17 protein-coding genes are annotated in these 22,745 nt (G+C 67.5%); 10 read left to right on the top strand and 7 right to left on the bottom strand.

Annotation, left to right across the window (positions count from 1 at the left end; genetic code table 11):
* Nucleotides 1–148: 148 nt before the first annotated feature.
* Both ASG27_RS11170 and ASG27_RS11165 read right to left on the bottom strand, forming a co-directional pair.
* Nucleotides 149–1,420, bottom strand: a complete 1,272-nt coding sequence (locus ASG27_RS11170) for an RsmB/NOP family class I SAM-dependent RNA methyltransferase (RefSeq protein ID WP_056416029.1) — start codon at nt 1,418–1,420, stop codon at nt 149–151.
* Between the two features lie 94 nt (nt 1,421–1,514).
* Nucleotides 1,515–3,368, bottom strand: coding sequence for a M48 family metallopeptidase (locus tag ASG27_RS11165; RefSeq protein ID WP_056416027.1), 1,854 nt, complete (start codon nt 3,366–3,368; stop codon nt 1,515–1,517).
* Nucleotides 3,369–3,526: 158 nt separating this feature from the next.
* Between ASG27_RS11165 and ASG27_RS11160 the strand changes: the two genes are divergently transcribed.
* Nucleotides 3,527–3,793: a DUF1653 domain-containing protein gene (locus tag ASG27_RS11160; RefSeq protein WP_056416023.1), complete on the top strand. Its 267-nt coding sequence runs from the start codon at nt 3,527–3,529 to the stop codon at nt 3,791–3,793.
* Nucleotides 3,794–3,911: 118 nt separating this feature from the next.
* On the opposite strand, the gene purN is transcribed toward ASG27_RS11160, so the two are convergent.
* Complete coding sequence (purN, locus tag ASG27_RS11155; RefSeq protein ID WP_056416021.1) at nt 3,912–4,493, bottom strand: phosphoribosylglycinamide formyltransferase; 582 nt, start codon at nt 4,491–4,493, stop codon at nt 3,912–3,914.
* Nucleotides 4,494–4,517: 24 nt separating this feature from the next.
* On the opposite strand from purN, the gene ASG27_RS11150 reads away from it, so the two are divergent.
* The 4 genes from ASG27_RS11150 (at nt 4,518) to ASG27_RS11135 (ending at nt 9,079) form a co-directional block, all read left to right on the top strand.
* The gene (locus ASG27_RS11150) at nt 4,518–5,240 is read left to right on the top strand and encodes a YceH family protein (protein WP_056416019.1); all 723 of its coding nucleotides are present in this window, start codon (nt 4,518–4,520) and stop codon (nt 5,238–5,240) included.
* Nucleotides 5,241–5,287: 47 nt separating this feature from the next.
* Entirely contained in the window at nt 5,288–6,469 is a 1,182-nt protein-coding gene (locus ASG27_RS11145) for an acyl-CoA dehydrogenase family protein (protein WP_056416013.1), read from the top strand.
* A 24-nt stretch (nt 6,470–6,493) separates the two neighbouring features.
* Nucleotides 6,494–7,609, top strand: a complete 1,116-nt coding sequence (locus tag ASG27_RS11140) for an acyl-CoA dehydrogenase family protein (RefSeq protein ID WP_056416010.1) — start codon at nt 6,494–6,496, stop codon at nt 7,607–7,609.
* A gap of 78 nt (nt 7,610–7,687) precedes the next feature.
* Complete coding sequence (locus ASG27_RS11135) at nt 7,688–9,079, top strand: alpha/beta fold hydrolase (protein ID WP_056416006.1); 1,392 nt, start codon at nt 7,688–7,690, stop codon at nt 9,077–9,079.
* A 106-nt stretch (nt 9,080–9,185) separates the two neighbouring features.
* On the opposite strand, the gene ASG27_RS11130 is transcribed toward ASG27_RS11135, so the two are convergent.
* The 3 genes from ASG27_RS11130 to ASG27_RS11120 form a co-directional block, all read right to left on the bottom strand.
* A complete protein-coding gene (locus ASG27_RS11130) occupies nt 9,186–9,725 on the bottom strand; it encodes a DUF3617 domain-containing protein (RefSeq protein WP_056416003.1) in 540 nt (179 codons plus the stop codon).
* A gap of 96 nt (nt 9,726–9,821) precedes the next feature.
* Complete coding sequence (locus ASG27_RS11125) at nt 9,822–12,692, bottom strand: IPTL-CTERM sorting domain-containing protein (RefSeq protein ID WP_056416000.1); 2,871 nt, start codon at nt 12,690–12,692, stop codon at nt 9,822–9,824.
* 169 nt (nt 12,693–12,861) lie between these two features.
* The gene (locus ASG27_RS11120) at nt 12,862–13,551 is read right to left on the bottom strand and encodes a response regulator transcription factor (protein WP_056415999.1); all 690 of its coding nucleotides are present in this window, start codon (nt 13,549–13,551) and stop codon (nt 12,862–12,864) included.
* 179 nt (nt 13,552–13,730) lie between these two features.
* Between ASG27_RS11120 and ASG27_RS11115 the strand changes: the two genes are divergently transcribed.
* Nucleotides 13,731–15,725 carry a sensor histidine kinase gene (locus ASG27_RS11115; RefSeq protein WP_162240439.1) on the top strand — a complete coding sequence of 665 codons (1,995 nt, stop codon included), beginning with the start codon at nt 13,731–13,733 and terminating at the stop codon, nt 15,723–15,725.
* A 170-nt stretch (nt 15,726–15,895) separates the two neighbouring features.
* Nucleotides 15,896–17,206: a tetratricopeptide repeat protein gene (locus tag ASG27_RS11110; RefSeq protein ID WP_056415994.1), complete on the top strand. Its 1,311-nt coding sequence runs from the start codon at nt 15,896–15,898 to the stop codon at nt 17,204–17,206.
* Between the two features lie 90 nt (nt 17,207–17,296).
* Here the strand turns inward: ASG27_RS11110 and ASG27_RS11105 are convergent, their stop codons facing one another.
* Complete coding sequence (locus ASG27_RS11105; RefSeq protein WP_056415989.1) at nt 17,297–17,854, bottom strand: HNH endonuclease; 558 nt, start codon at nt 17,852–17,854, stop codon at nt 17,297–17,299.
* Nucleotides 17,855–18,023: 169 nt separating this feature from the next.
* Here ASG27_RS11105 and ASG27_RS11100 point away from each other — a divergent pair, with 169 nt between their 5' ends.
* The 3 genes from ASG27_RS11100 to lspA all read left to right on the top strand — a co-directional run bounded on the left by ASG27_RS11100 (nt 18,024) and on the right by lspA (nt 22,610).
* A complete protein-coding gene (locus tag ASG27_RS11100; RefSeq protein ID WP_056415984.1) occupies nt 18,024–19,073 on the top strand; it encodes a bifunctional riboflavin kinase/FAD synthetase in 1,050 nt (349 codons plus the stop codon).
* Nucleotides 19,074–19,182: 109 nt separating this feature from the next.
* On the top strand, nt 19,183–22,080 hold the full coding sequence (ileS, locus tag ASG27_RS11095) for an isoleucine--tRNA ligase (protein WP_056415981.1): 2,898 nt from the start codon (nt 19,183–19,185) through the stop codon (nt 22,078–22,080).
* Nucleotides 22,080–22,610, top strand: a complete 531-nt coding sequence (lspA, locus tag ASG27_RS11090) for a signal peptidase II (protein ID WP_056161832.1) — start codon at nt 22,080–22,082, stop codon at nt 22,608–22,610. The genes ileS and lspA overlap by 1 nt, the downstream gene beginning before the upstream one ends.
* Nucleotides 22,611–22,745 lie beyond the last annotated feature (135 nt).

The following is a 22,745-nucleotide window of genomic DNA, read 5'->3' as shown; positions in this document are numbered from 1 at the left end:
GTCACTTGCGCCGCACCGGCACGGCCTGCGTCGGCCCCTCGGTGGCACCGGCGCGGCCTGTGCCAGTGCCAGTGCCACCCTGGAACCGGCTTTACCGGTCCACCGCTGACGTCCCCATTGGGGAAAGACGCCCAGCGGCCCAGGGGGCTTACTTCCTCGTCCAGACCGCGGCGAAGAATCCGTCCGTCTGGTGCACATGGGGCCACAGGCGCAGATATCCAGTGCCGGACTCGCCGCCGCTGCACAGTTGCGCAGCGCCCTCGACCTTGAGCTGGGCCAGCAGTTCGCCCGCGTCCACCAGCACGAAGTCGGGGTGCGCGGCGCTGAAGGCCTCGGCGATGGCCTCGTTCTCCTGCGGCAGGATGCTGCAGGTGGCATACACCAGCCGGCCGCCGGACTTGAGCAGCCGCGCGGCGCTGGCCAGGATGGCGGTCTGCTTGGCCACCAGTTCTTCCACCGCTTTGGGCGTCTGGCGCCACTTGAGATCGGGGTTGCGGCGCAGCGTGCCCAGGCCCGAGCACGGCGCGTCGACCAGCACGCGGTCGATCTTGCCCGCCAGGCGCTTGACGCGGTCGTCGCGCTCGTGGGCAATGGCTGCGGGGTGGACGTTGGACAGTCCGCTGCGGGCCAGGCGGGGCTTCAAGGCATCCAGCCGGTGGCCCGACACGTCGAACGCATACAGGCGGCCGGTGCTGCGCATGCTGGCACCGATGGCCAGCGTCTTGCCGCCGGCACCGGCGCAAAAGTCCACCACCATCTCGCCGCGCTTGGCGTCGAGCAGCAGGGCCAGCAGCTGGGAGCCTTCGTCCTGCACCTCCACGGCGCCGCGGGTGAAGACATCCAGCTTGGTCAGCGCCGGCTTGCCGTCGATGCGCAGGCCCCAGGGCGAGTACGGCGTGGGCACGGCCTTGATGCCGGACTTGGCCAGTTCCTTTTGCACATCGGCACGCTTGTCCTGCAGCGCGTTGACACGCAGGTCCAGCGGCGCGGCGTTCGACAAACTCTCCACCAGCGGCCAGAAGCCCGTGCCCAGCTGGTCCTTCAGGGGCTGCACCAGCCATTCGGGCAGGTTGTGGCAGTGGCGCTCCATCAGCTCGTCCACCGTGACGGCGTCGCACTGGTCGAGCCAGTTCTTTTCCTGGTCGGTCAGTGCGCCGTTCAAAAAGTCGCGCGGGCCGTGAAAGCCCAGGATGGCCAGGCGCCGCTCCTTGGGGCCGGAGCCCGAGGGGGCCATGTGGTCGAACAGCAGCTTCTTGCGCAGCACGGTGTAGACCGTTTCGGCCAGGGTGGCCCGCTCGCGGGGCCCCAGGCCCCGGTTGTCACGGAAAAAGCGCGACACCACCGCGTCGGCGGGGTGTTCGAAGGTGAGGGTGAGTCGGACGAGTTCGGCGCAGGCGTCGAGAAGAACTTTGGGGTGCATCCCTCTATTGTCCCACCCCGCACACGCCTGCGGTGGAGGCGCGCACCCAGGGCAGCCGTCCTGACCTGCCACTAGCCGGTCGCGGGGCGCAGCTCTACCTCATGAAGATCGGATCGAACGCGTAGCGCTGAATCTCCTTGAGCGTGGGCGACTCGCCCGCCCACAGCGCCAGGGTGGGCCCGGGGATGCTCAGGTTGCGCTCCAGCGCGCGGCACAGGTGGTAGCGGCTGTCGTCGTCCAGGCCGGGCAGCTCCACGAAGAGCAGGTAGGCCCGGCGCTGGGGGTATTCGCGAAGGTTCTTGCGCACCAGCCAGCAGCGGGCCAGGGGGGCGCAGCGCGCCAGCTCGGCCGTGAGCTCGGCCAGTTCGAAATCGCTCAAGTCGTGGCGCGAGATCTGGCTGAAGAACGAGGTGCCCGACAGTTCCTCCCACGCGCGGTCCTCGGACTCCTGCGCGCGTTCCAGGCGCTTGCGCCACTGCTTGAACGCGGCGGCGTCGTGCTCCTTGCCCAGGCGGGGGGTTTCCAGCTCGGCCAGCGCCGTGCGGGCGGCCCAGAAGCGGTCGCCGCTGGCGGTGTCCCACAGCCGGTGCAGCAGCGCCAGCTTGCCCTCGCGGTCGTCCTCGGCCAGGCAGGTGACCAGCCCGCGCAGGGCGGCCGGGTGTTCGGGGCTGCGTTCCAGCGCGGTCTCGTACAGCGGGCGCACATTCGCACGCGGGTCCAGGTGGCGCTTGAGGCGCGCCAGTTCCACCAGCTCGGCCGCGCTGCTCTGGGCGGTGGACGCGCCCAGCGCCTCGGCGCGCACGCGCACGCGCTCCAGCCACGCGTGGTGCTGCTTCCATTCGGTGGCGTTGTCGCGGCACCACTCCTTGTCGAAATGCGCGACCCAGCGCTTGGCCTCGGGGCCCAGCAGGCCCAGCGCGGTGCCGCGCGACCAGTCGGGCACCGTGGGGGAGGCGTCCAGCGATTCGATGCGGTCGCGCAGCCCCGGGTGGGTGTCGTCCACGCTGCTGATGCGCTTGAGCGCCTGGCGCATCGCGTCGTTGGCAAAGGCAGCGTCCGGCGGCTCGGCCAGGCGGCGGCGCATGCTGCGGTACGGTCCCACGGGCAGCGGGTTGCCCGCGGCACCAGACCAGTGGCGGCCCCAGAACTCTTCGTGCAGCCAGGCGCCGCGGATCTCGATCTCGGCCAGCGCCGCTGCCGTCACCTCGCGCCCCAGCAGCCGGCCGGCGATGCGGTCGGCCTCGTACTCGTCCTGGCGCGCCAGCGCGAAGGTCTTGGCCGAGAACCGCGGAAAATACCAGCGCATGAAGGCCTGCGTGGCCGCTGCGGCCGGGCCCTCGTCATCGGACAGGCTGTGGTTCAGGCGCATCCACGACAGGCGGGTGCGGTAGATCCAGGCGGCAAACCGCCCGTGGTCGCCGCGCAGGTGCCCGTATTCATGGGCCAGCACCGCCAGAAAACGCGGGCGGTCCAGCGCCATCAAGAGCGGCAGGCCAATGGTCAGGTGGTTGACGGCACCGCCCAGCAGGCCGAAACGGGGCACCTGCTGGATGCTGGCGTTGAACTCGCTGTCGAGCCGCACCGTGTGGATGGGCGGCCCCTTGATCTTGCGGCGGATGCGCTCGAGCGCCTCGAACAATTCGGGCGCCTCCAGCGCGGTGATCTCCACGCCGCCCGGGGGCTCCAGCCGCACCCACAGCGCCCGCAGGCTCACCCACAGCAGGCCCACCGCCCCCAGCAGCAGCCACACCATGGCCAGCCGGAAGCGCCCGTGCAGGAGCTGGGGCACCACCCACAGCACGATCGCCGTGGCCAGCACCAGGCAGCCCAGCACCCAGGCATAGCCCAGCGCCGCAAAGGCGGCCACGCTGCGGCGGTAGGCGCGGCTGTTGTCGGCGCTGGCATGCTCGCTCATGCGCACGAGGTGCACAAAATCTGCCTGGTCCACGGGTGTCCCTCTTGCTCTGTATGGTTGCTCTTGTTCTGTGGCCGGACCGCAGCGCACCACAGTGCGCCATACGGCGGCCAGGCCGCAGCACAAAATGCCGGGCTGGTACAACCCGCCATCCTAACGAACCACCCACCAACCACCAAGACGCACCGATGATGACCGACGACGACCTGCCCGAACTGATCCGCACGCCACCCGGCCTGTACCGCCACTACAAGGGCATGCTCTACGAGGTGATCGACACCGTGCGGCACAGCGAGACCCTGGAACCCATGACGCTGTACCGCGCCCTCTACGGCCAGCACGGCCTGTGGGTCAGGCCCGCAGCCATGTTCGAAGAGGCGGTGCTGGTGGACGGGGTGATGCGCCCGCGCTTCGTGAAGTGCGACGACGACACGGTGCGGCCGGCATCCCAGGGCTGAGGGCAGCCTGCGCTTGCACTCATTTCAGCATCGAAATGGCCGCTATCGATTGATATACAAGCGCAACCAGCTATTGATTTTATAGCGAATCAGTGACGGATTGCCCACACACCGGCGTCTACAGCCGCTGCACCAGCGCCCGCACGGCGCGGGGGTAGATGACATGTTCCTGCGTGAGCACGCGGGCCGCCAGCGTGTCGGCCGTGTCGCCGGGCAACACCGGCACCACGGCCTGGTCCAGGATGGGGCCCACATCCAGCTCCGCCGTCACCTGGTGCACGGTGACGCCCGCCACCTTGCAGCCCGCGTCGATGGCGCGCTGGTGCGTGTGCAGGCCGGTGAAGGCCGGCAGCAGGGACGGATGGATGTTGATCAGCCGCCCCGCATACCGCTCCACGAAGCCGGGGGTCAGAATGCGCATGAAGCCTGCCAGCACCACCAGTGCGGGCTCGTGCCGGTCGATCAGCGCGGACAGTTCGGCATCGAAGGCCTCGCGGGTGGCAAAGCCCTTGTGGTCCAGCGCCTCGGCGGCCATGCCCTGCTCGCGCGCAAAGGCCAGGCCGGCGGCCTCGGGTTTGTTGCTGACGACGGCCACCACGCGGGCGCCGTAGCGCTGCTCCCAGTTCTCTTGCTGCGCGGTGCGGACGATGGCCGCCATGTTGGAGCCGCTGCCCGAGATCAAAATGACGATGTTCTTCATAAATTGCACCGGATTATCCCAGCCATGCCCTTCGACCCCGCCATCCGTCCCCTCACCCTCCACGAAGCCCGCGTGCTGGCCACCCTGATGGAGAAAGCCCGCACCGTGCCCGACAGCTACCCCATGTCGCTCAACGGACTGGTCACCGGCTGCAACCAGAAGACCAGCCGCGATCCGGTGATGACACTCAGCGACGCCGAAGCGCAGGAGGCGCTGGATTCGCTCAAGCGCCTGACGCTGGCCATCGAGAGCAGCGGCAACCGCACCACGCGCTGGGAGCACAACTTTCAGCGCGGCGTGGGCGTGCCCGAGCAGTCGGCCGTGCTGCTGGGCCTGCTGATGCTGCGCGGCCCCCAGACGGCGGGCGAGCTGCGCATCAACGCCGAACGCTGGTACCGCTTTGCCGACATCTCGTCCGTCGAGGCCTTTCTGGACGAACTGCAGGAGCGCAGTGCCGAAAAGGGCGGCCCGCTGGTCGTGCTGCTGCCGCGTGCCCCCGGTGCGCGCGAGCAGCGCTGGGCGCACCTGCTGTGCGGCCCGGTGGACATCGCCAGCGCTGCCGCGCCGGCCAGCGGCAACAGCAGCAGCAGCAGCAGCAGCAGCAGTGGCGGAGGCAGCGCACCCGCTGCGCTGCAGGCCCGCGTGGACGCCCTCGAAGCCCAAGTGGCCGCCCTGCAGGCCACGGTGCAGCGGCTGTGTGTCGAGCTGGGCATCCCCGACGAAATGTCGCCACCCGGACAGGACTAAAACGAACGACCGTGCTACAAATGCGGGATCACTTGGAGACAAACCGCATGGATCTCGCATTCACCCCTGAAGAGCAGGCCTTCCGCGAAGAGATTCGCGCCTGGGTTCACGCCAACCTGCCCAAAGAAATTTCGCACAAGGTGCACAACGCCCTGCGCCTGACCCGCGACGATTTGCAGGGCTGGGCCAAGATCCTGGGCAAGAAGGGCTGGCTGGGCTTCGGCTGGCCCCAGCAATTCGGCGGCCCCGGCTGGACGGCCGTGCAAAAGCATTTGTTCGAAGAAGAGTGCGCGCTGGCCGGCGCACCGCGCATCATCCCCTTCGGCCCGGTGATGGTGGCCCCGGTGATCATGGCTTTTGGCAACGCCGAGCAGCAAAAGCGCTTTCTGCCCGGCATCGCCAGCGGCGAGGTGTGGTGGAGCCAGGGCTACAGCGAACCAGGCTCCGGCTCGGACCTGGCCTCGGTCAAGACCCGCGCCGAGCGCGTGGGCGACAAGTACATCGTCAACGGCCAGAAGACCTGGACGACCCTCGGCCAGTACGGCGACTGGATGTTCAACCTGGTGCGCACCAGCACCGAAGGCAAGCCACAGACCGGCATCTCCTTCCTGCTGCTGGACATGAAGTCCAAGGGCGTGACCGTGCGCCCCATCAAGCTGCTGGATGGCGAGTGCGAGGTCAACGAAGTGTTCTTCGACAACGTCGAAGTGCCCGCCGAGAACCTGATCGGCGAGGAAAACAAGGGCTGGACCTATGCCAAGCACCTGCTGTCGCACGAGCGCACCAACATCGCCGACGTGAACCGCAGCAAGCGCGAACTGGAGCGCTTGAAGCGCATCGCCAAGGCCGAAGGCGTGTGGGAGGACCCGCGTTTCCGTGACCAGATCGCGCTGCTCGAAGTGGACATCGTGGCGCTCGAAATGCTGGTGCTGCGCGTGCTGTCGGCCGAGAAGTCGGGCAAGAACTCGCTCGACATCGCGGGCCTCCTGAAGATCCGCGGCAGCGAGATCCAGCAGCGCTACGCCGAGCTGATGATGCTGGCCGCCGGCCCGTTCAGCCTGCCCTTCATCGAAGAGGCGATGGAAGCTGGCTGGCAAGGAAACTTCCCCGGCGGCGTCACCGCCAACGCGCCCCTGGCGTCCACCTACTTCAACCTGCGCAAGACCACGATCTACGGTGGTTCCAACGAAGTGCAGCGCAATATCGTGGCTCAGACCGTCCTCGGCTGAACCCAAGTTCCAGGAGACAAGAACATGGATTTCGATTTTTCTGACGACCAGGAACAACTGCGCGACGCCGTGCGCAAGTGGGTGGACAAGGGCTATACCTTCGAGCGCCGCCGCGCTGCCGTGGCCGCTGGCGGCTTCGACCGCGCCGCCTGGGGCGAGCTGGCCGAGCTGGGCCTGACCGCCCTGACCGTGCCCGAGGCCCACGACGGCCTGGGCCAGGGCGCCATCGACGCCATGGTGGTGGCCGAGGAACTGGGCCGCGGCATGGTGCTCGAGCCCATTGCCCAGGCCTTCATCGCCAGCAGCGTGCTGTCGCAGTACGGCACGGCCGACGTGCAGGCCGCCTGGCTGCCCCGCGTGGCCAGCGGCGAAGCCCTGGTGGTACTGGCTTATCAGGAACGCAAGGCACGCTACCGCCTGGATGTGTGTGAGGCCAAAGCGGCCGCAGCGCAATCCGGGTATACGGTAACAGCTACCAAAAGCATAGTGGCCGCTGGTGACCAGGCCGATGCCTTCATCGTGCCCGCGCAGCTGGACGGCAAGATCGCCCTCTTCCTGGTGGGGCGCTCCGCCGCTGGCGTGACCACGCGTGGCTACGTCACGCAGGACGGCAGCCGTGCGGCCGAACTGCAGCTGGCCAACGCGCCCGCCACGCTCATCACCACCGACGGCCTGGCCGCGCTGGAGCTGGCCGTGGACACCGGCATCGCCGCCACCTGCGCCGAGGCCGTGGGCGTGATGGACAAGACGGTGTCGCTCACCGTCGAGTACATGAACCAGCGCAAGCAGTTCGGCGTGTTCATCGCCAGCTTCCAGGCGCTGCGCCACCGCGTGGCCGACATGAAGATGCAGCTCGAACTCGCGCGCTCGATGAGCTACTACGCCAGCCTGAAGCTGGGCGCCCCCGCCGCCGAACGCCGCGCCGCCATGGCGCGCGCCAAGGTGCAGCTGGGCCAGTCGATGCGCTTCGTGGGGCAGCAGTCGGTGCAGCTGCACGGCGGCATCGGCGTGACGGACGAGTACATCGGCAGCCACTACTTCAAGAAGCTCACGCAGCTGGAGATGACGTTCGGCGACACGCTGCACCACCTGGGCGAAGTGTCGGCCCGCATGCAGGACACGGCGGGCGTGTTTGCCTGACGCAGGCGCGTAACACCCGCATGCCATGCTCGTGGATTCCCCGGTCCACGGGCATTTTTTATTTCTGGAGACCCTCCGATGAACACGCTTTTCCTGCCCCGCCGGTCCCTGCTGCTCGCCACGGCCGTGGCCGCCGGCCTGGCCCTGGCCGGCTGCGCCACCCGCAGCCCCAGCCTGGCCGAGGCCCCGCCCATCGTCTTCGTGCACGGCAACGGCGACACCGCCGCGCTGTGGCAGACCACCGCCTGGCGCTTCGAGTCCAACGGCTGGCCGCGCGAGCGCCTGCACGCCATCGACGTGCCCTACCCGCTCTCGCGCGATGACGACGCCAAGCCCCAGCCGGGCCGCACCTCCGCGGCCGAGCACATGGCCTACCTGAAGGCCGAGGTGGACAAGGTGATCAAGGCCACCGGCGCGCGCCAGGTCGTGCTGATGGGCAACTCGCGCGGCGGCAACGCGATCCGCAACTACATCTACAACGGCGGCGGCGACCAGACCGTGAGCCACGCCATCCTGGGCGGCACGCCCAACCACGGCGTGTGGGCGATCGCGGGCTTTCGCGAAGGCAACGAATTCTCGGGCACCGGCCCGTTCCTCAAGGCCCTGAACGCCCCCAAGAACGCCGCGGGCGACGAGGTGAGCGGCCCCGTGAAGTGGATGACCATCCGCTCGGACAACAACGACAAGTTCGCGCAGCCCGACGGCCTGTGGATCGGCCAGAAAGGCACGCCCACCAACGTCACCGCCGCAGGGCCCGAGCTCAAGGGTGCGACCAACGTGGTGATCCCGCGCATCGACCACCGCGAGACCTCGTACTCACCCGCCGCGTTCGAAGCCACCTACCGCTTCATCACCGGCAAGGCCCCCGCGCGCACCGACGTCGCGGCTGAAAAATCCGTGGTGCTGAACGGCAAGATCACCGGCCTGGGCGTGGACTCGGCCGATGCCAAGACCGGCAACTTCAGCAACAACCTGCCCCTGCCCGGCGCGCAGCTCGAGGTGTACGCCACCGACCCGGCCACCGGCGCCCGCGCCGGTGGCGCCCTGCTGAAGAAGACCGTGGGCACGGACGGCCTGTGGGGCCCGCTGACCACCCAGCCCGGCGTGCCCCTGGAGTTCGTGATCTCCGCGCCGGGCTACGGCACGACCCACATCTACCGCAGCGGCTTCCCACGCGGCAGCGACCTGATCCACCTGCGCCCCGAACGCATCGCCGACGCCGACAAGACCGCCGACGCCATCGTCACCCTGACCCGCCCCCGCGGCTACCTGGACCCGGCCCGCGACAAGATGCTGCTGGACGGCGCCGCGCCCGCCGGCGTGCCGGCCGGCGCCGGCGCCGCGTCGGCCAAGATCAAGCCCGCAGGCGGCCAGCGCCCCATTGCCGCCGAGTTCAACGGCGAGCGCGTGGTGGGCCAGACCTGGCCTGCAGCCCAGGGGCATGTGGTGATGCTGGAGATCAGCCAATAACGCCTGCCCTTGATCCGGCGGCCCAGAGCCTGCGCACAAAAAAAGCCCCACAGGGCGCACCTGTGGGGCTTTTTTACGCTCGGTCGGCCCAAGGGCCGGCCACGGCTCAGTGCCGATGCCCGTCGTGGCTTTCGCGCTGCTTGAGGCTCTCGACGATGTTCACGGTGATGCCATTGGGCAACACCATGTCCGATGGCTTCATGCCCGCCTTGCAGTCCCCCACGCGGCGCCCGCTGAACTGGGTCACGCCGGGGCTGCTGTTGGCGACGGGCTTTGAATAGGCCACTTCGAAGTCGCCCTGGTAGGACTGCTGAAAGTCACCGCTGAGCCGAATGCGTGCGGTGACCCGGTTGTCGTGCACGAAGCACACGGTCTGCACGGTGAACTGGCCGCCCTCCTTCTTGACCGCGGTCTCGTGGCAGTGCTCCTGGCCGGGCACCACGGCGAGCATGGTCACGGCATCCACCTCGTTCGCCGTGCACTGCAGAACCTTCTGCTGGCGCATGACGGACTGGCCGGCGCCGACGATCGACACCTCCCACAGGCCGGGCTTGCGCACGGGCAAGGCATCGGCATGCGCCAGCGGCACCACGACGACGCCGGACGACAGTGACACAGCCGCAACGGCCAAGGCGATTTTTTTCATGGATCGAGACAAGTGGAGTGCCAAAGCCCCACGCAGGGGCCTTGGCACGGTTCGGAGAGTGCACCAGTGCACTTCGGATCGAGAGTTTCGGCTGCGTCAGCCGCCGAATCGGCGCCGGTGCACCCAGGCCATGAGTGCCAGCAGGGCCGACAGGATGATCATGCCCCACTCGGACAACGTGGGGATGGACGCGGGGCCTGCCGCCATGGCCGGGGCGAACCGGAACACTGCGGTGCAGTCCGCCGCCACGGCGGGCACGGTGTAGGTGGTGAAGCCTGCGTTGAAGCTGCCGCCCGTGCAGGTGCTGGAGGCGTCCAGCGCCGCGCGCATGCCGGCACCGGGAGCGAGCGTGAACACGGCGCTGGCGCCGGGCATCACGGACTGGGACGCCGGCGACACCGTGCCGGTGCCCGACAGCACCGATCCGGTCACCACCGGGTTGGGCACGAACGCGAACGCTGCGGAGCATGCGCCCGCCACCGCGGGGATGGTGTAGACCGTGGTGTCGGCATTGAAGCTGCCGCCCGTGCAGGTGCTGCCGGCCGCCAGGGTGGCACGCTGGCCGGCCCCTGGCGTGAGCGTGATCACCGCCGTGCCGCCCACGGCCACAGACTGCGATGCAGGGCTGACCACGCCGCTGCCCGAGGCCACCGAGGCCGTGACCGCCACCGGGCCGATGAACACGAAGTTCACCGAGCAGTTGGCCGCCACCGGAGCGATGGTGTAGGTGGTGCCGGACCACGTACCTGCAGGGCAGGTGCCGGTGGGCGTGCCGGGGCTGTAGCCGGTGGTGGGTGTGACCACGTAGGCGGCAGAGCCGCCGATCACCACCGTCTTGGGCGCGTTGGGCGTGATGGAGCCCCCCGTGCCCACCGTGGGCGTGACCGTGGCCACGCCGGCATTCACGAAGCTGAAGTTGACCGTGCAGTTTTGGGCGATGGCGTTGGTGGTGTAGGTGCTGCCCACCACGGCGCCACCGGTCTGCGTGCCGCCGGCTGCGCAGTTGTCGGTGATGACGGGCGCATAGCCCGCGTTGGGCGTGACGGTGAACGACGTGGTGCCGCCCGGTGCCACGGGCTGCGTGACCGCAGGGCTGACCGCACCGTTGGCGCCCACCACGGGCGTCACGTCCAGGGGCACCGTGAAGTTCGCCGTCACGGTCTTGGAGGCATCCATGGACACGGTGCAGCTGGTGGCCGTGCCGGAGCAGCCACCGCCGCTCCAGCCCGAGAAGATCGAGCCCGAGGGCGCGGTGGCGTACAGGATGACCTGCGAGCCGCCCGGCGCGTCGGTGGTGCAGGTCGCGCCGCAGGTGATGCCCGAAGGCACCGACGTCACCGTGCCCGTGCCGATCTTGTTGACCGCGAGATTGAACAAGCCCAGGCCCACGGGGTCGGAATCCGTGGCGGTGTTGTTGGAGCTCTCGCGGTCCTTCACGCTCACCGGCGCGGTCACGGCCGCGGTGTGCAGGATGGTGCCGGCGCCGCTGCCTGCCGGGTCGGCCTGCGCGGAGATCGTGTACGTGAGGGTGCCACCCACCGGCACCGGGTCCGGCAGGATCTGGCTCACCGCGCCGGAGCCCGAAGGCACCGGGCAGACCGCGCCCCCGCTGGCTGCGCAGGTCCAGGTGATGTTGGTCAACGAGGTGGGAGCGGACTCCTGGATGGTCGTGCCCGCAGGCACCGCCGTGGGGCCCAGGTTGGTCACGGACAGGGTGTACGTAAGGGCCTGGCCCCAGATCACCGCGCTTTGCCCGTCCGACAGGCTCACGCTCAGGTCCACCAGCGGGTCGGTCGTGATCTGGCTTTGCACCAAAGGCCCCAGCAGGGGCGATATGGCGTCGCCGACGATGGAGTAGTTGCCGTGGTTGATGGGGCCTGTGGTGGCACCCGGCGTGAGGAACGACAGCGGGAGGGTGCCGCTGCTGCCCGGGTTGAGCGTGCCGAGCGGGCACGACACCGTGTCGATCTGGTTGCCCGCCGCCCCGGAGGTACTGACCGAGCAGGTGCCCGGCACGGTGGCGGGGTCCACGCGCAGGTTCTTCGGCGTTCCGGGCGTGTTGTCCTGCGGAGACACGATGGTCACCACCGTGCTCGTCAGCGGCACGTCACCCTGGTTGGAATAGGAGTAGGTGTAGGCCACGCTGCCGCCGGCGGCAGCGTATTCCGGCGCATCGGCCTTGATGCCGGGACCGGGCAGGTTGGTGAGCCCCGCACCGGAATCCACATAGATGTGGCCCGAGTGCCCGCTCTGGCTGCAGCCCGCGGCGATCACGGTGACCTTGACCTGGTCGCCCACATCCAGAATGCCCGCACCGGGTGCGATGTCGATGGTCTGCCAGTTGGTGTACTGAAAGCCGCCCACCGTCTGCCACGGCACGCCCGACTGGCCGGAGAAGTTGAAGGTGTAGAACAGCTGCTTGTTCTTGGTGATGTTGTACACCTCGACAAAGAAGTACGGTTGCTCCTGCCCCGAATGCCCGGGGTTCTGCAGCACGGGCGCAATTGCAAAACGCACGTGCGCCTTGCCGTCGGACGGGTCCACGTCGCCCAGCGTCATCACGGCCGTCTGGTCGATGGACGCAGCGCGGTTCTGGGCACCCAGGTAGTTGACGCGCGCGCTCTTGGCGCCATACAGCGGAAAGCGCACCTGCCCATTGACGTTGGTGTCGGAGCCATTGCCCACCGCATCGGTGGGAGCGGGCGTGGAAGTCGTGTTGGTCGTGAGCCCGAGATCACTTTCGGTGTCCGGCGGGAAGTTGGCCAGGGGAATGCCGGTACTGGGCACACGCAGGTGCCGGACGTTCCAGTTGGCCAGGTCGTTCTCGAAGCCGCCGTTCACGAAGGCCGCACGCGCGGAACCTGCCGTGGCCGCCAGCACCAGCAAACCCAGCAGCAACACGCCCAAGTGGCGCAGGAACCTGGCAGGCCCTTCGCGCGTTCCCGCAGGAAAATTTTCGGTGATCAATTTGCCATCTCCTCTGTGAACCAGTCTCTGTTGTCAAACCTGCGGGCCGAGTCCGGCCCAGGCTGCGCCCTGCCTTGCGGCATGCACAACCAAAAAATGGGGGGGGGTGAAAGGCGGTCGTTCGGAGCGTTCAGCGCCTTGTCAACCGGCCTGCGTGTGGTGGGTCAATTCATGTGGCGAACACGAGCCCTTTTCCAAAGACTGCGCGCACCGGCAATGCCAGGCCGGTGTCGTCCATCGTTTTGCGCCGCAGGCGCGTCAGGGCCGACTCGATGCGATGAAAGTCGTCGTCCAGATTGCGCCCGCCCACGGCCTGCACCAGCAGCTGCTTGCTCACCAGCACGCCAGGGCTCTCCAGCAGGCACGACAGCAGTTCCAGCTCTCTCGTGGTCAGGGCCACCACCTGCTGGTTGGGTGCGCGCAGCGTGGCTGCCGAGGCATCGAGCTGCCACGGCACGGCGGCTGCGGCGTCTCCCATGCCCTGTCCCTGCAGCCGCCTGTTGCGCAGCTGCGAGCGGATACCGGCCACCAACTCCTGCATGTCGACGGGCTTGACGAAATACTGCAGGGCACCGGCCTCGAGCCCCGCGATGCGGCTATCGAGATCAGCGCGGGCTGTCATGAGCACCGTGGACACGCCTTGGGCGGCCAGCCGCGCGAGCAGGCTCAGACCGTCTTCACCGGGCAGGCCGATGTCCACCACCACCAGGTCAGCGTGCTGGCGCAGCAGCTGTACGTAGAAGTCTTCGGCCGACTCGGCGCCCCACGCGCGAAAACCCGAGCGCGCAAGATAGCTGCACACATTGCTGCGGATGTCCTCGTCGTCTTCGACGACTGCGATCGTGGCTTCGGCAGACATGGAAAAAATGGGGGCTTCGCGGGTTGGAAACAGTTGGATACGTACTATTGTCGCAGTGCGTTTTGCACCGAGCCATGCACAAGAACTCACGAATACTCACGATGAATGCGTCCCGCAGAACATGGCCACGCGCTGCCCATTGGCTGGGCCCACGGTTGCTGGTAGGGCTGCTTGTTTTCATGGCGTTGTTTTCACACGCCAACGCACTGCAGCCTGCGGCTCGCTGGCAGTTGGGGTGGGACGTTCCGATGGACCGGCTGGATGATCCGGACCGCCGGCTGGGCCCCGACGATGTGGCGACGGCCGGCGCGGCCGAGGGTGTCTCGCGCTTGCGCCATTCGCTCAGCGCGGGCTACCTGAACCACCCCGTGTGGTTGCGCTTTGACGTGCCGGCGCTGCCGCCGGACGCTGCCGACGGGGCCTTGTGGCTGCTGGCGCAGCCCACCTACCTGGACTCCATCACGCTGTACCAGCGCAGCGCCACCGGGGACTGGTCTGCGCAGATCAGCGGCGACCATGTGCCCTCCCTGCAGAAATCGGGCGTGCGCCAACACCTGTTCCGCCTGACGCCCGGTGCCACCGCGATCATCCGCATCGAAACCACGAGCGCCATGCAATGGCAGGGCATCGTATTGGGCACGCAGGCCCTGGCGACCGCCGTGGCAGGCTCGGAACGTGCCATGGGGCTCTTCTTCGGCGCCATGGCCGCGCTGCTGCTGGGCATATGGGCTGGTGCGGCCGTCTTTCGGACCCACACGCTGTGGGCCCTCGCCGTACTCGGCACCGTGAGCTTCGTCCACATCCTGAATGTGCGCGGGTACGCCAGCCTCTGGGCACCGCCGTCCCTCACGCAGTTGGCGAGCCACGCCGTCGGGATCGGTGCCTTCCTGCTCGCCGCCACGCTGGCGTGGCAGATCCGGCAGCAGCTGTCGCGCACCAGCCGCTACCGCCGCACGGACCAGGTGCTCATCGGACTGGTCGCGCTCAATCTGGCAGGAACGCTCAGTGTTCCTCTGGGGTTCTATGGGTCCGTGGCCTGGCTCAATCTGCTGTCGCTGATCACCAGCGATGTGATAGCGATCGCCCTGTGCCTGCTCGCGCTGCAAAGGCGCGAGCGGCGGGCGCTGCACACCCTGCTCCTTGCAGCCTACGGCCTTCATGCGGTGGCGGGTGTGCCCATCACCATCATCCAGACCGGCGCCTTGCACTGGAACATCGATGCCACCGCCCTGTGGCAGCTGGAGGTCATCATCTTCACCGCATTGATCGCCTGCGCGGTGTTCGTGGGGCTGGTGGTGCGCTACCGCGATATCCAGCGCGTCAAGGACCTGGCGATCGCGCGGCTCGCGCAGTCCGAGCAGTCGCTGGAAGAGCGCATCGAACAGCGGACCTCGGAGCTGTCGCAGGCCCAGATCGCACTGGGGCAGGCGCTGCGCAACGAGCGGGAGCTGCGGCTCGAACAGCGGCAGTTCTTCCACATGATCAGCCACGAGTTCAGGACGCCTTTGGCCGTGGTGGACAGCGCTGCGGCCGAGCAGCAGGCCTTCCCCTCGCCCGATCTGACCGCTCAGAAGGACCGCGCGGCCCAGATCCGCCGTGCGTGCAGGCGCCTGGTCTCTCTGGTGGACAGCTGTCTCATCAGCGAGCGCCTGGACACGGCGGGATTCTCGCTGCAGGCCGCCCCCGTGCGCATCGCCGATCTGCTGGAACACGCGGCCCAACTGGTGCACTGGTCTCCACGCCACCACCTGCGCCTCTTCACCGACGCGGCGCCGCAGGAGTGGGTGTGTGATGAAACGCTGGTGCGGATTGCGCTGTCGAACCTGGTGGACAACGCGGTCAAGTACGCCGCCGCCGGAGAGATCTTCATCGCAGCCCGCAAGGCCGATTCTGGCCTGCTGGAGATTTCGGTGGCCGACGAAGGCTCGGGCATGTCGCTGGAGGTGATGAACCGCATCTTCGAGCGGTTCGAGCGCGGTGACCGCACCGACCAGAGCAAGGGCTTTGGCCTGGGCCTGTGGGTGACCCGCCGCATCGCGCGGTTGCATGGTGGCGACATCACGGTGGAGTCACGCCCGGGAGAGGGGGCGTGCTTCACGCTGACGCTGGGCGCGCAGCGCGTGGGGCCACAGCCAGATCCAGGCCGCCGGGCAGCCGATGCACCGCACGCTTGACCGGCGCACGGCACGCAGCGCGTGCCGCGCCGGCCATGCGTGGCGCACAGGCTGCCCCACCGACGGTGGCCAACGCGAATCCTGGATAATCTCGCTTTTGCCCGGTAGAACAACCAGGCACCGATAGCCTTTCAGACTGACAGACGGTCTGATGCAACTCCTCCGCACCCATGAGCGCTACAGCGAACGATCCCAATCTCAAGTACTTGACCAAAGCCCGTGAGCAGCTCACGAAGGGCGATCTCAGAAACGCTGCGGCCACGCTGAACAAGGCAAACGCACTGTGGCCTCAGGATGCGCGCGTTCACATGCTGGGCGGCCTGTTGGCGGAGAAAGCTGGCAATGTGAAGGGCGCATTCGAGTCGTTGCGCAAAGCCGTTTCGCTGGCGCCCGCCTGGGGACCCGGCCTGCTGGAACTCGCGCTGCTTCTGGCACGCCAGAACCAGTTTCAGGAAGCCGTCGAAACCGCGGAGAAGGTCGCGGCCCTGGAACCCCGTAACCTGCAAGTGCTGGCGGGTGTCGTGGACATCGCCCATCGCGCAGGACACGCCGAGATGGCCATCCGCCATCTGCGCCGAGGCTTGGAATTGGTGCCCGGCGATGCCACGCTGCAACGCCTGCTGGCACGCGATTTGAGCGAGCTGGGCCGCCACGACGAGTCCCTTGCAGTGTGGGACGCACTGATTGCGAGCAACCCCGCCGATACGCAATCGCTGGTCGGCAGAGTCCAGGCCTGCGTCGCCGCCGGCAGGGCAGCCGAGGCTGCCAAGGACACGTCGGCTCTGCTGGCTCTGGCGCCGGACGATGCGGTCTATCAGTACTATGCCGAACTTGCCGCTGGCCGTACGCCGGCACAGCAGCCTCCCGAGCTGACCCGTCCACTGTTCGACGGCATGGCCGAGATTTACGACCAGCACATGGTGCGCGGTCTCAAGTACCAGCTGCCCAAGCAGGTAGCCGATCAGATACTGGCTCGCTATCCGCACAAGAAACTCAATGTGTTGGACCTCGGCTGCGGCACAGGCCTTCTCGGAGTGTGCCTGGGCCGTCTGGAAGGTGCATTGATCGGTGTGGATGTTTCACACAAGATGGTGGAACAGGCGGCGCGGCACAACGTGTACGACCGGTTCCACACCGTCAATCTGCACGATGCCCTCCAGGCGACGCCGCAAGGCCTGTACCAGGTCGTCGCCGCGCTGGACGTGTTCATCTATGCGGGCGACCTGACACAAGCCATCCCCAACGCCTTCCGGGTGCTCGCTGCGGATGGCGAGCTGATCTTCTCGTGCGAGGTGGGTGACGAGACAGGCCCGGACCTGGTGCTGATGTCCTCCGGCCGGTATACCCACAAGCGAAGCCACGTGGAAGCCCTTTGCCAGCGCGCCGGATTCGACGCCGTGGTGGTCGAGGACACGGTGCTGCGCCATGAAGGCGGGCAGCCCGTCCACGGGTTCGTGGTCACTGCGCACAAGCCCGCCTAAGGCGGGCCAACACGGCGCAGCGCCATCTTCACAAAGCCCTGGCCCCTGCCCTGCTGCGGGGCCGGTCTTCCCAGCAAATACTGGCTGCCGCTACCCCAGCAGCCGAGACGACTTCGGCACATGCGCCATCAGAAACTCCATCTGGTCGGCCAGGATGCGCCGGTTGCGCAGGATGAAGTCTTCCCACAGGCTGGGGATGTAGGGCGCGTACAGCAGCGGCATGTGGGCCTGCTCAGGGGTGCGCGGGCCCTTTCGGTGGTTGCAGGGGCGGCAGGCCGTGACCACGTTCATCCAGTGGTCCTGCCCGTTGCGGGCAAAGGGCACGATGTGTTCGCGCGTGAGGTCTTCTTCGTGGAAATGGCCGCCGCAGTAGGCGCAGACATTGCGGTCGCGGGCGAAGAGCTTGCTGTTGGTGAGGCTGGGTTTCAGGTCGAACGGGTTGATGCCCGGCACTCCCTTGGTCCCGATGATGCTGTTCACCGCGATCACCGACTGCTCGCCGGTGACAGCGTTGTACCCACCGCGGAACCGGGCGATGTGGGCGCCTGATTCCCAGCGCACCTCATCGGCGGCGTAGTGGATGACCGCCTGTTCGAGCGAAATCCATGATTGGGGCAGCCCTTGGGCTGACAGCTTCAAGACCTTCAAAACACGCCTCCTGGAACAAGAATGATCACAAGGAATGGGAACGCGGATGTCTCGCGGGCCACCCTGCTCTGGAAGGCCCCTCGGTCACAATATACTCCGTTTTGATGACAAATTGGCGTCCTGCGCTTGATGGATATGCGCGTGCTGCTATCAAAAAGATAACAAACCAATGAAGATCTTTCGCGGATTCCACCACCGGGGCATCGCCAGCGCCTGTGCGCTGACCATCGGCAACTTCGACGGAGTGCACCGGGGCCACCAGGCCATGCTGGCCCTGCTGAACAGCGAGGCTGCGCACCGCGGGGTCGAAAGCTGCGTGCTGACCTTCGAACCCCACCCGCGCGACTACTTCGCCGGGGCACACAACAAGCCCGAACTGGCGCCGGCCCGCATCGGCACGCTGCGCGACAAGCTCACCGAGCTGGCGCGCTGCGGCGTGCAGCAGACCGTGGTGCTGCCGTTCGACGCGCGGCTGGCCGCCCAGTCGCCGGCCGAGTTCATCGACGAGGTGCTGATGCGCGGCCTGAACGCGCGCTATGTGCTGGTGGGCGACGACTTCCGCTTCGGCCGCCAGCGCGCGGGCGACTACGCCATGCTGGACGCCGCCGGCCAGGCCCGGGGCTTCGACGTGGCACGCATGAACAGCTACGAGGTGCATGGCCTTCGGGTGTCGAGCTCGGCCGTGCGCGATGCGCTGGGCCGGGGCGACATGGAAGCCGCGGCGCGCCTGCTGGGGCGGCCCTACACCATCTCGGGCCACGTGGTGCATGGCCGCAAGCTCGGGCGCGAGCTGGGCGCCACCGGCGCGGGGGCCGGCGACGGCTTTCGCACGCTGAACCTGCGGTTTGCCCACTGGAAGCCCGCTGCCAGCGGCATCTTTGCGGTGCTGGTGCATGGCCTGGGCGATGTGCCTCTGCCCGGCGTGGCCAACCTGGGCGTGCGCCCCTCGCTGGACCCGAACGACGTCAACGGCGGGCGGGTGCTGCTCGAAACCCACTGCCTGCAATGGCCTGCCGATCTGGGCCCCGAGGGGGCGTACGGTAAAATCGTGCGGGTGGAACTACTGCACAAACTGCACGACGAGCTCAAGTACGACAGCCTGGACGCCCTGACAACGGGCATCGCCAAGGACTGCGACGATGCGCGCGCCTACTTTGCGACGGCCGCCATCGCGTCGCACACCGAGACCCGGCGCCAGACCACGCGCGACCGAATTTGAGGGGGCTGCTTACCGCAGCGCCCGCCTGAGCGGGCACACACATCCCTTTCGCGCACCTCCTCTCCCCTTCCGGGCACGCCCCGGAATGCTCAGTTTTTAAGGTCCCCTCATGTCCGACGACAACGTCACCTCCGCACCTGCTTCGGCATCCGCGTCCGCCGCCCCCGCCACGGACTACCGCAGCACCCTGAACCTGCCCGACACCCCCTTCCCCATGCGTGGCGACCTGCCCAAGCGCGAGCCGGGCTGGGTCAAGGAGTGGGACGACAAAGGCATCTACAAGCGCCTGCGCGATGCCCGCCGGGGCGCGCCCAAGTTCATCCTGCACGACGGCCCGCCCTACGCCAACGGCCAGATCCATATGGGCCACGCGGTCAACAAGATCCTGAAGGACATGATCACCAAGGCGCGCCAGCTCGAAGGCTTCGACGCGCTGTACGTGCCCGGCTGGGACTGCCACGGCCTGCCGATCGAGAACGCCATCGAGAAGAAGCACGGCCGCAACCTCAGCCGCGACGACATGCAGGCCAAGAGCCGGGCGTTCGCCACCGAGCAGATCGCGCAGCAGATGGGCGACTTCCAGCGCCTGGGCGTGCTCGGCGAATGGGACAACCCCTACAAGACCATGAACTTCGCCAACGAGGCGGGCGAGATCCGTGCGTTCAAGCGCGTGATGGAGCGCGGCTTCGTGTACCGGGGCCTGAAGCCCGTGTACTGGTGCTTCGACTGCGGCAGCTCGCTGGCCGAGTTCGAGATCGAATACGCCGACAAGAAGAGCACCACGCTGGACGTGGCCTTCAAGGCGCACGAGCCCGCCCAGCTGGCCGCTGCCTTCGGCGTGCCCGCGCTCGCCAAGGATGCCTTCGTGGTGATCTGGACCACCACCGCGTGGACCATCCCGGCCAACCAGGCGCTGAACCTGAACCCCGAGATCAGCTACGCGCTGGTCGATGCCGGCGAGCGCCTGCTGCTGGTGGCCGAACCGCTGGTGGCCTCGTGCCTGGAGCGCTACGGCCTCACCGGCCAAGTGCTGGCCACCACCCTGGGCAAGAACCTGGGCGGCCTCGAATTCGAACACCCGCTGTACGACGTGGCCAGCGAGGACGGCAGCTACGGCTACCGACGCCTGTCGCCCGTGTACCTGGCCGACTACGCCACGGCCGACGACGGCACGGGTATCGTGCACTCCTCGCCCGCCTACGGGCTGGAGGATTTCAACTCCTGCGTGTCCCACGGCCTGGCGCTCGACGACATCCTGAACCCGGTGCAGGGCAACGGCACCTATGCGCCGGACTTCCCGCTGTTCGGCGGCCAGCACATCTGGAAGGCCGTGCCCGTGGTCATCGAGGCGCTGCGCAATGCCGGCCGCCTGATGGCCACCAAGGAGATCACCCACAGCTACCCGCACTGCTGGCGCCACAAGACGCCGGTGATCTACCGCGCCGCGGCGCAGTGGTTCATCCGCATGGACGAAGGCGAAGGCGTGTTCACCAAGGCCGGCGAAAAGCCCGCCAAGACGCTGCGCCAGATCGCGCTGGACGCCATCGAGCACACCAGCTTCTACCCCGAGAACGGCAAGACCCGCCTGCACGACATGATCGCCAACCGGCCCGACTGGTGCATCTCGCGCCAGCGCAGCTGGGGCGTGCCCATCCCGTTCTTTTTGCACAAGGACTCGGGCGAGCTGCACCCACGCACCATGGAAATCATGGACCAGGCCGCCGCCATCGTGGAAAAGGGCGGCATCGAGGCCTGGAGCCGCGTGACGCCCGAGGAGATCCTGGGCGCCGAGGACGCGGTCTGCTACACCAAGAGCACCGACATCCTGGAGGTGTGGTTCGACTCCGGCTCCACGTTCTTCCACGTGCTGCGCGGCACGCACCCGAACGTGCACCACGACACCGGCCCCGAGGCCGACCTGTACCTCGAAGGCCACGACCAGCACCGCGGCTGGTTCCACAGCTCGCTGCTGCTGGCATCGGCGCTCGAAGGCCGCGCGCCCTACCGCGGCCTGCTGACCCACGGCTTCACCGTGGACAGCCAGGGCCGCAAGATGAGCAAGTCGCTCGGTAACGGCATCGACCCGCAGGAGATCAACAAGAAGCTCGGCGCAGAAATCATCCGCCTGTGGGTGGCCGCCAGCGACTACTCGGGCGACATCGCGGGCGACGAGAAGATCCTGGCGCGGGTGGTGGACGCCTACCGCCGCATCCGTAACACGCTGCGCTTTTTGCTGGCCAATGTGAGCGACTTCGACCCCGCTACAGACGCTGTGCCGTTCGACCAGATGCTGGAGATCGACCGCTACGCGCTGACGCGTGCGGCCGAGTTCCAGGCCACGGTGCTGGCGCACTACAAGGTCTACGAGTTCCACCCCGTGGTGGCCAAGCTGCAGTTGTACTGCTCGGAAGACCTGGGCGGCTTCTACCTGGATGTGCTGAAAGACCGGCTGTACACCACCGCACCCAAGAGCCTGGCGCGCCGCAGCGCCCAGACCGCGCTGTACCACATCACCCACGGCATGCTGCGCTGGATGGCGCCGTTCCTGTCGTTCACCGCCGAAGAGGCGTGGAAGGTGTTCGGCTCGTCCGACTCCATCTTCCTCGAAACCTACGGCTCGATCGCAGGGGCCGACGAAGGCCTGCTGGCCAAGTGGAGCCGCCTGCGCGAGATCCGCGACGTGGTGAACAAGGAGATCGAGGCACTGCGCGCCGGCGGCCAGGTGGGCTCGTCCCTGCAGGCCAACGTGGTGCTGACCGCAGCGCCCGAAGACCATGCGCTGCTGGCCAGCCTGGGCGATGACCTCAAGTTCGTGTTCATCACATCTGCTATCGAATTGGTAGCTGGTAGCGCATTGCAGATCAGCGTGAGCGCCAGTTCTGATACGAAATGCGAGCGCTGCTGGCACTACCGCAGCGACGTGGGCCAGGATGCCGCGCACCCCACGATCTGCGGGCGCTGCACCAGCAACCTGTACGGCGCTGGCGAAAGCCGGAGGCACGCGTGATGGCGCGCGGCAACAGCTCACTCTCCGGCCGCTCCGGCGCCAGCATGTGGCCCTGGCTCGTCTGGGCCGTGGTCCTGCTGGTGGCCGACCAGTTGACCAAGACCTTCATCCTGGACAACTACCGGCTCGGCGACTCCACCTTCGTCACCGGCTTCTTCAACATCGTGCGGGCCCACAACACCGGGGCGGCGTTCTCGTTCCTCGCGAATGCGGGCGGCTGGCAGCGCTGGCTGTTCACTGCCATCGGCGTGGTGGCCACGATCTTCATCGTGTGGCAACTGCGCGCGCACCCGGGGCAAAAGCTGTTTTGCTTCTCGCTCGCCAGCATCCTCGGCGGCGCCGTCGGCAACGTGGTGGACCGGTTGATGCACGGCTACGTGGTGGACTTCCTGGACTTCCACTGGGACTTCCTCTCGGGCATGTTCCCGGGCGGGCACTTCCCGGCGTTCAACCTGGCCGATACCGCCATCAGCATCGGGGCGGCTTGCCTGATCCTCGATGAACTGTTGCGGGTCAAGCGGTCCAAATAGCCGCTGGGCGGCTGCCCTGCCCTGCATTCCCTGAACGGCCCCATCGAGGGCCGTTTTTCATGGCCGGCCCCGCGCCCGGTCATACCGGCGTCACACGGCCTCGTTCCAATGTAAACGTTTACATAGCAACGAGGT

The organism is Acidovorax sp. Leaf191 (genome assembly GCF_001424425.1).
GTDB lineage: Bacteria > Pseudomonadota > Gammaproteobacteria > Burkholderiales > Burkholderiaceae_C > Acidovorax.
This window is presented reverse-complemented; position numbering and strand designations above follow the sequence as displayed.

What these genes read in the sequence shown, in the direction of transcription:
- ASG27_RS11170 (WP_056416029.1), bottom strand. Translation starts at nt 1,420, where the DNA reads ATGCACCCCAAAGTTCTTCTCGACGCCTGCGCCGAACTCGTCCGACTC.
- ASG27_RS11160 (WP_056416023.1), top strand. Translation starts at nt 3,527, where the DNA reads ATGACCGACGACGACCTGCCCGAACTGATCCGCACGCCACCCGGCCTG.
- purN (WP_056416021.1), bottom strand. Translation starts at nt 4,493, where the DNA reads ATGAAGAACATCGTCATTTTGATCTCGGGCAGCGGCTCCAACATGGCG.
- ASG27_RS11150 (WP_056416019.1), top strand. Translation starts at nt 4,518, where the DNA reads ATGCCCTTCGACCCCGCCATCCGTCCCCTCACCCTCCACGAAGCCCGC.
- ASG27_RS11145 (WP_056416013.1), top strand. Translation starts at nt 5,288, where the DNA reads ATGGATCTCGCATTCACCCCTGAAGAGCAGGCCTTCCGCGAAGAGATT.
- ASG27_RS11140 (WP_056416010.1), top strand. Translation starts at nt 6,494, where the DNA reads ATGGATTTCGATTTTTCTGACGACCAGGAACAACTGCGCGACGCCGTG.
- ASG27_RS11135 (WP_056416006.1), top strand. Translation starts at nt 7,688, where the DNA reads ATGAACACGCTTTTCCTGCCCCGCCGGTCCCTGCTGCTCGCCACGGCC.
- ASG27_RS11130 (WP_056416003.1), bottom strand. Translation starts at nt 9,725, where the DNA reads ATGAAAAAAATCGCCTTGGCCGTTGCGGCTGTGTCACTGTCGTCCGGC.
- ASG27_RS11120 (WP_056415999.1), bottom strand. Translation starts at nt 13,551, where the DNA reads ATGTCTGCCGAAGCCACGATCGCAGTCGTCGAAGACGACGAGGACATC.
- ASG27_RS11115 (WP_162240439.1), top strand. Translation starts at nt 13,731, where the DNA reads ATGGCGTTGTTTTCACACGCCAACGCACTGCAGCCTGCGGCTCGCTGG.
- ASG27_RS11110 (WP_056415994.1), top strand. Translation starts at nt 15,896, where the DNA reads ATGAGCGCTACAGCGAACGATCCCAATCTCAAGTACTTGACCAAAGCC.
- ASG27_RS11100 (WP_056415984.1), top strand. Translation starts at nt 18,024, where the DNA reads ATGAAGATCTTTCGCGGATTCCACCACCGGGGCATCGCCAGCGCCTGT.
- ileS (WP_056415981.1), top strand. Translation starts at nt 19,183, where the DNA reads ATGTCCGACGACAACGTCACCTCCGCACCTGCTTCGGCATCCGCGTCC.
- lspA (WP_056161832.1), top strand. Translation starts at nt 22,080, where the DNA reads ATGGCGCGCGGCAACAGCTCACTCTCCGGCCGCTCCGGCGCCAGCATG.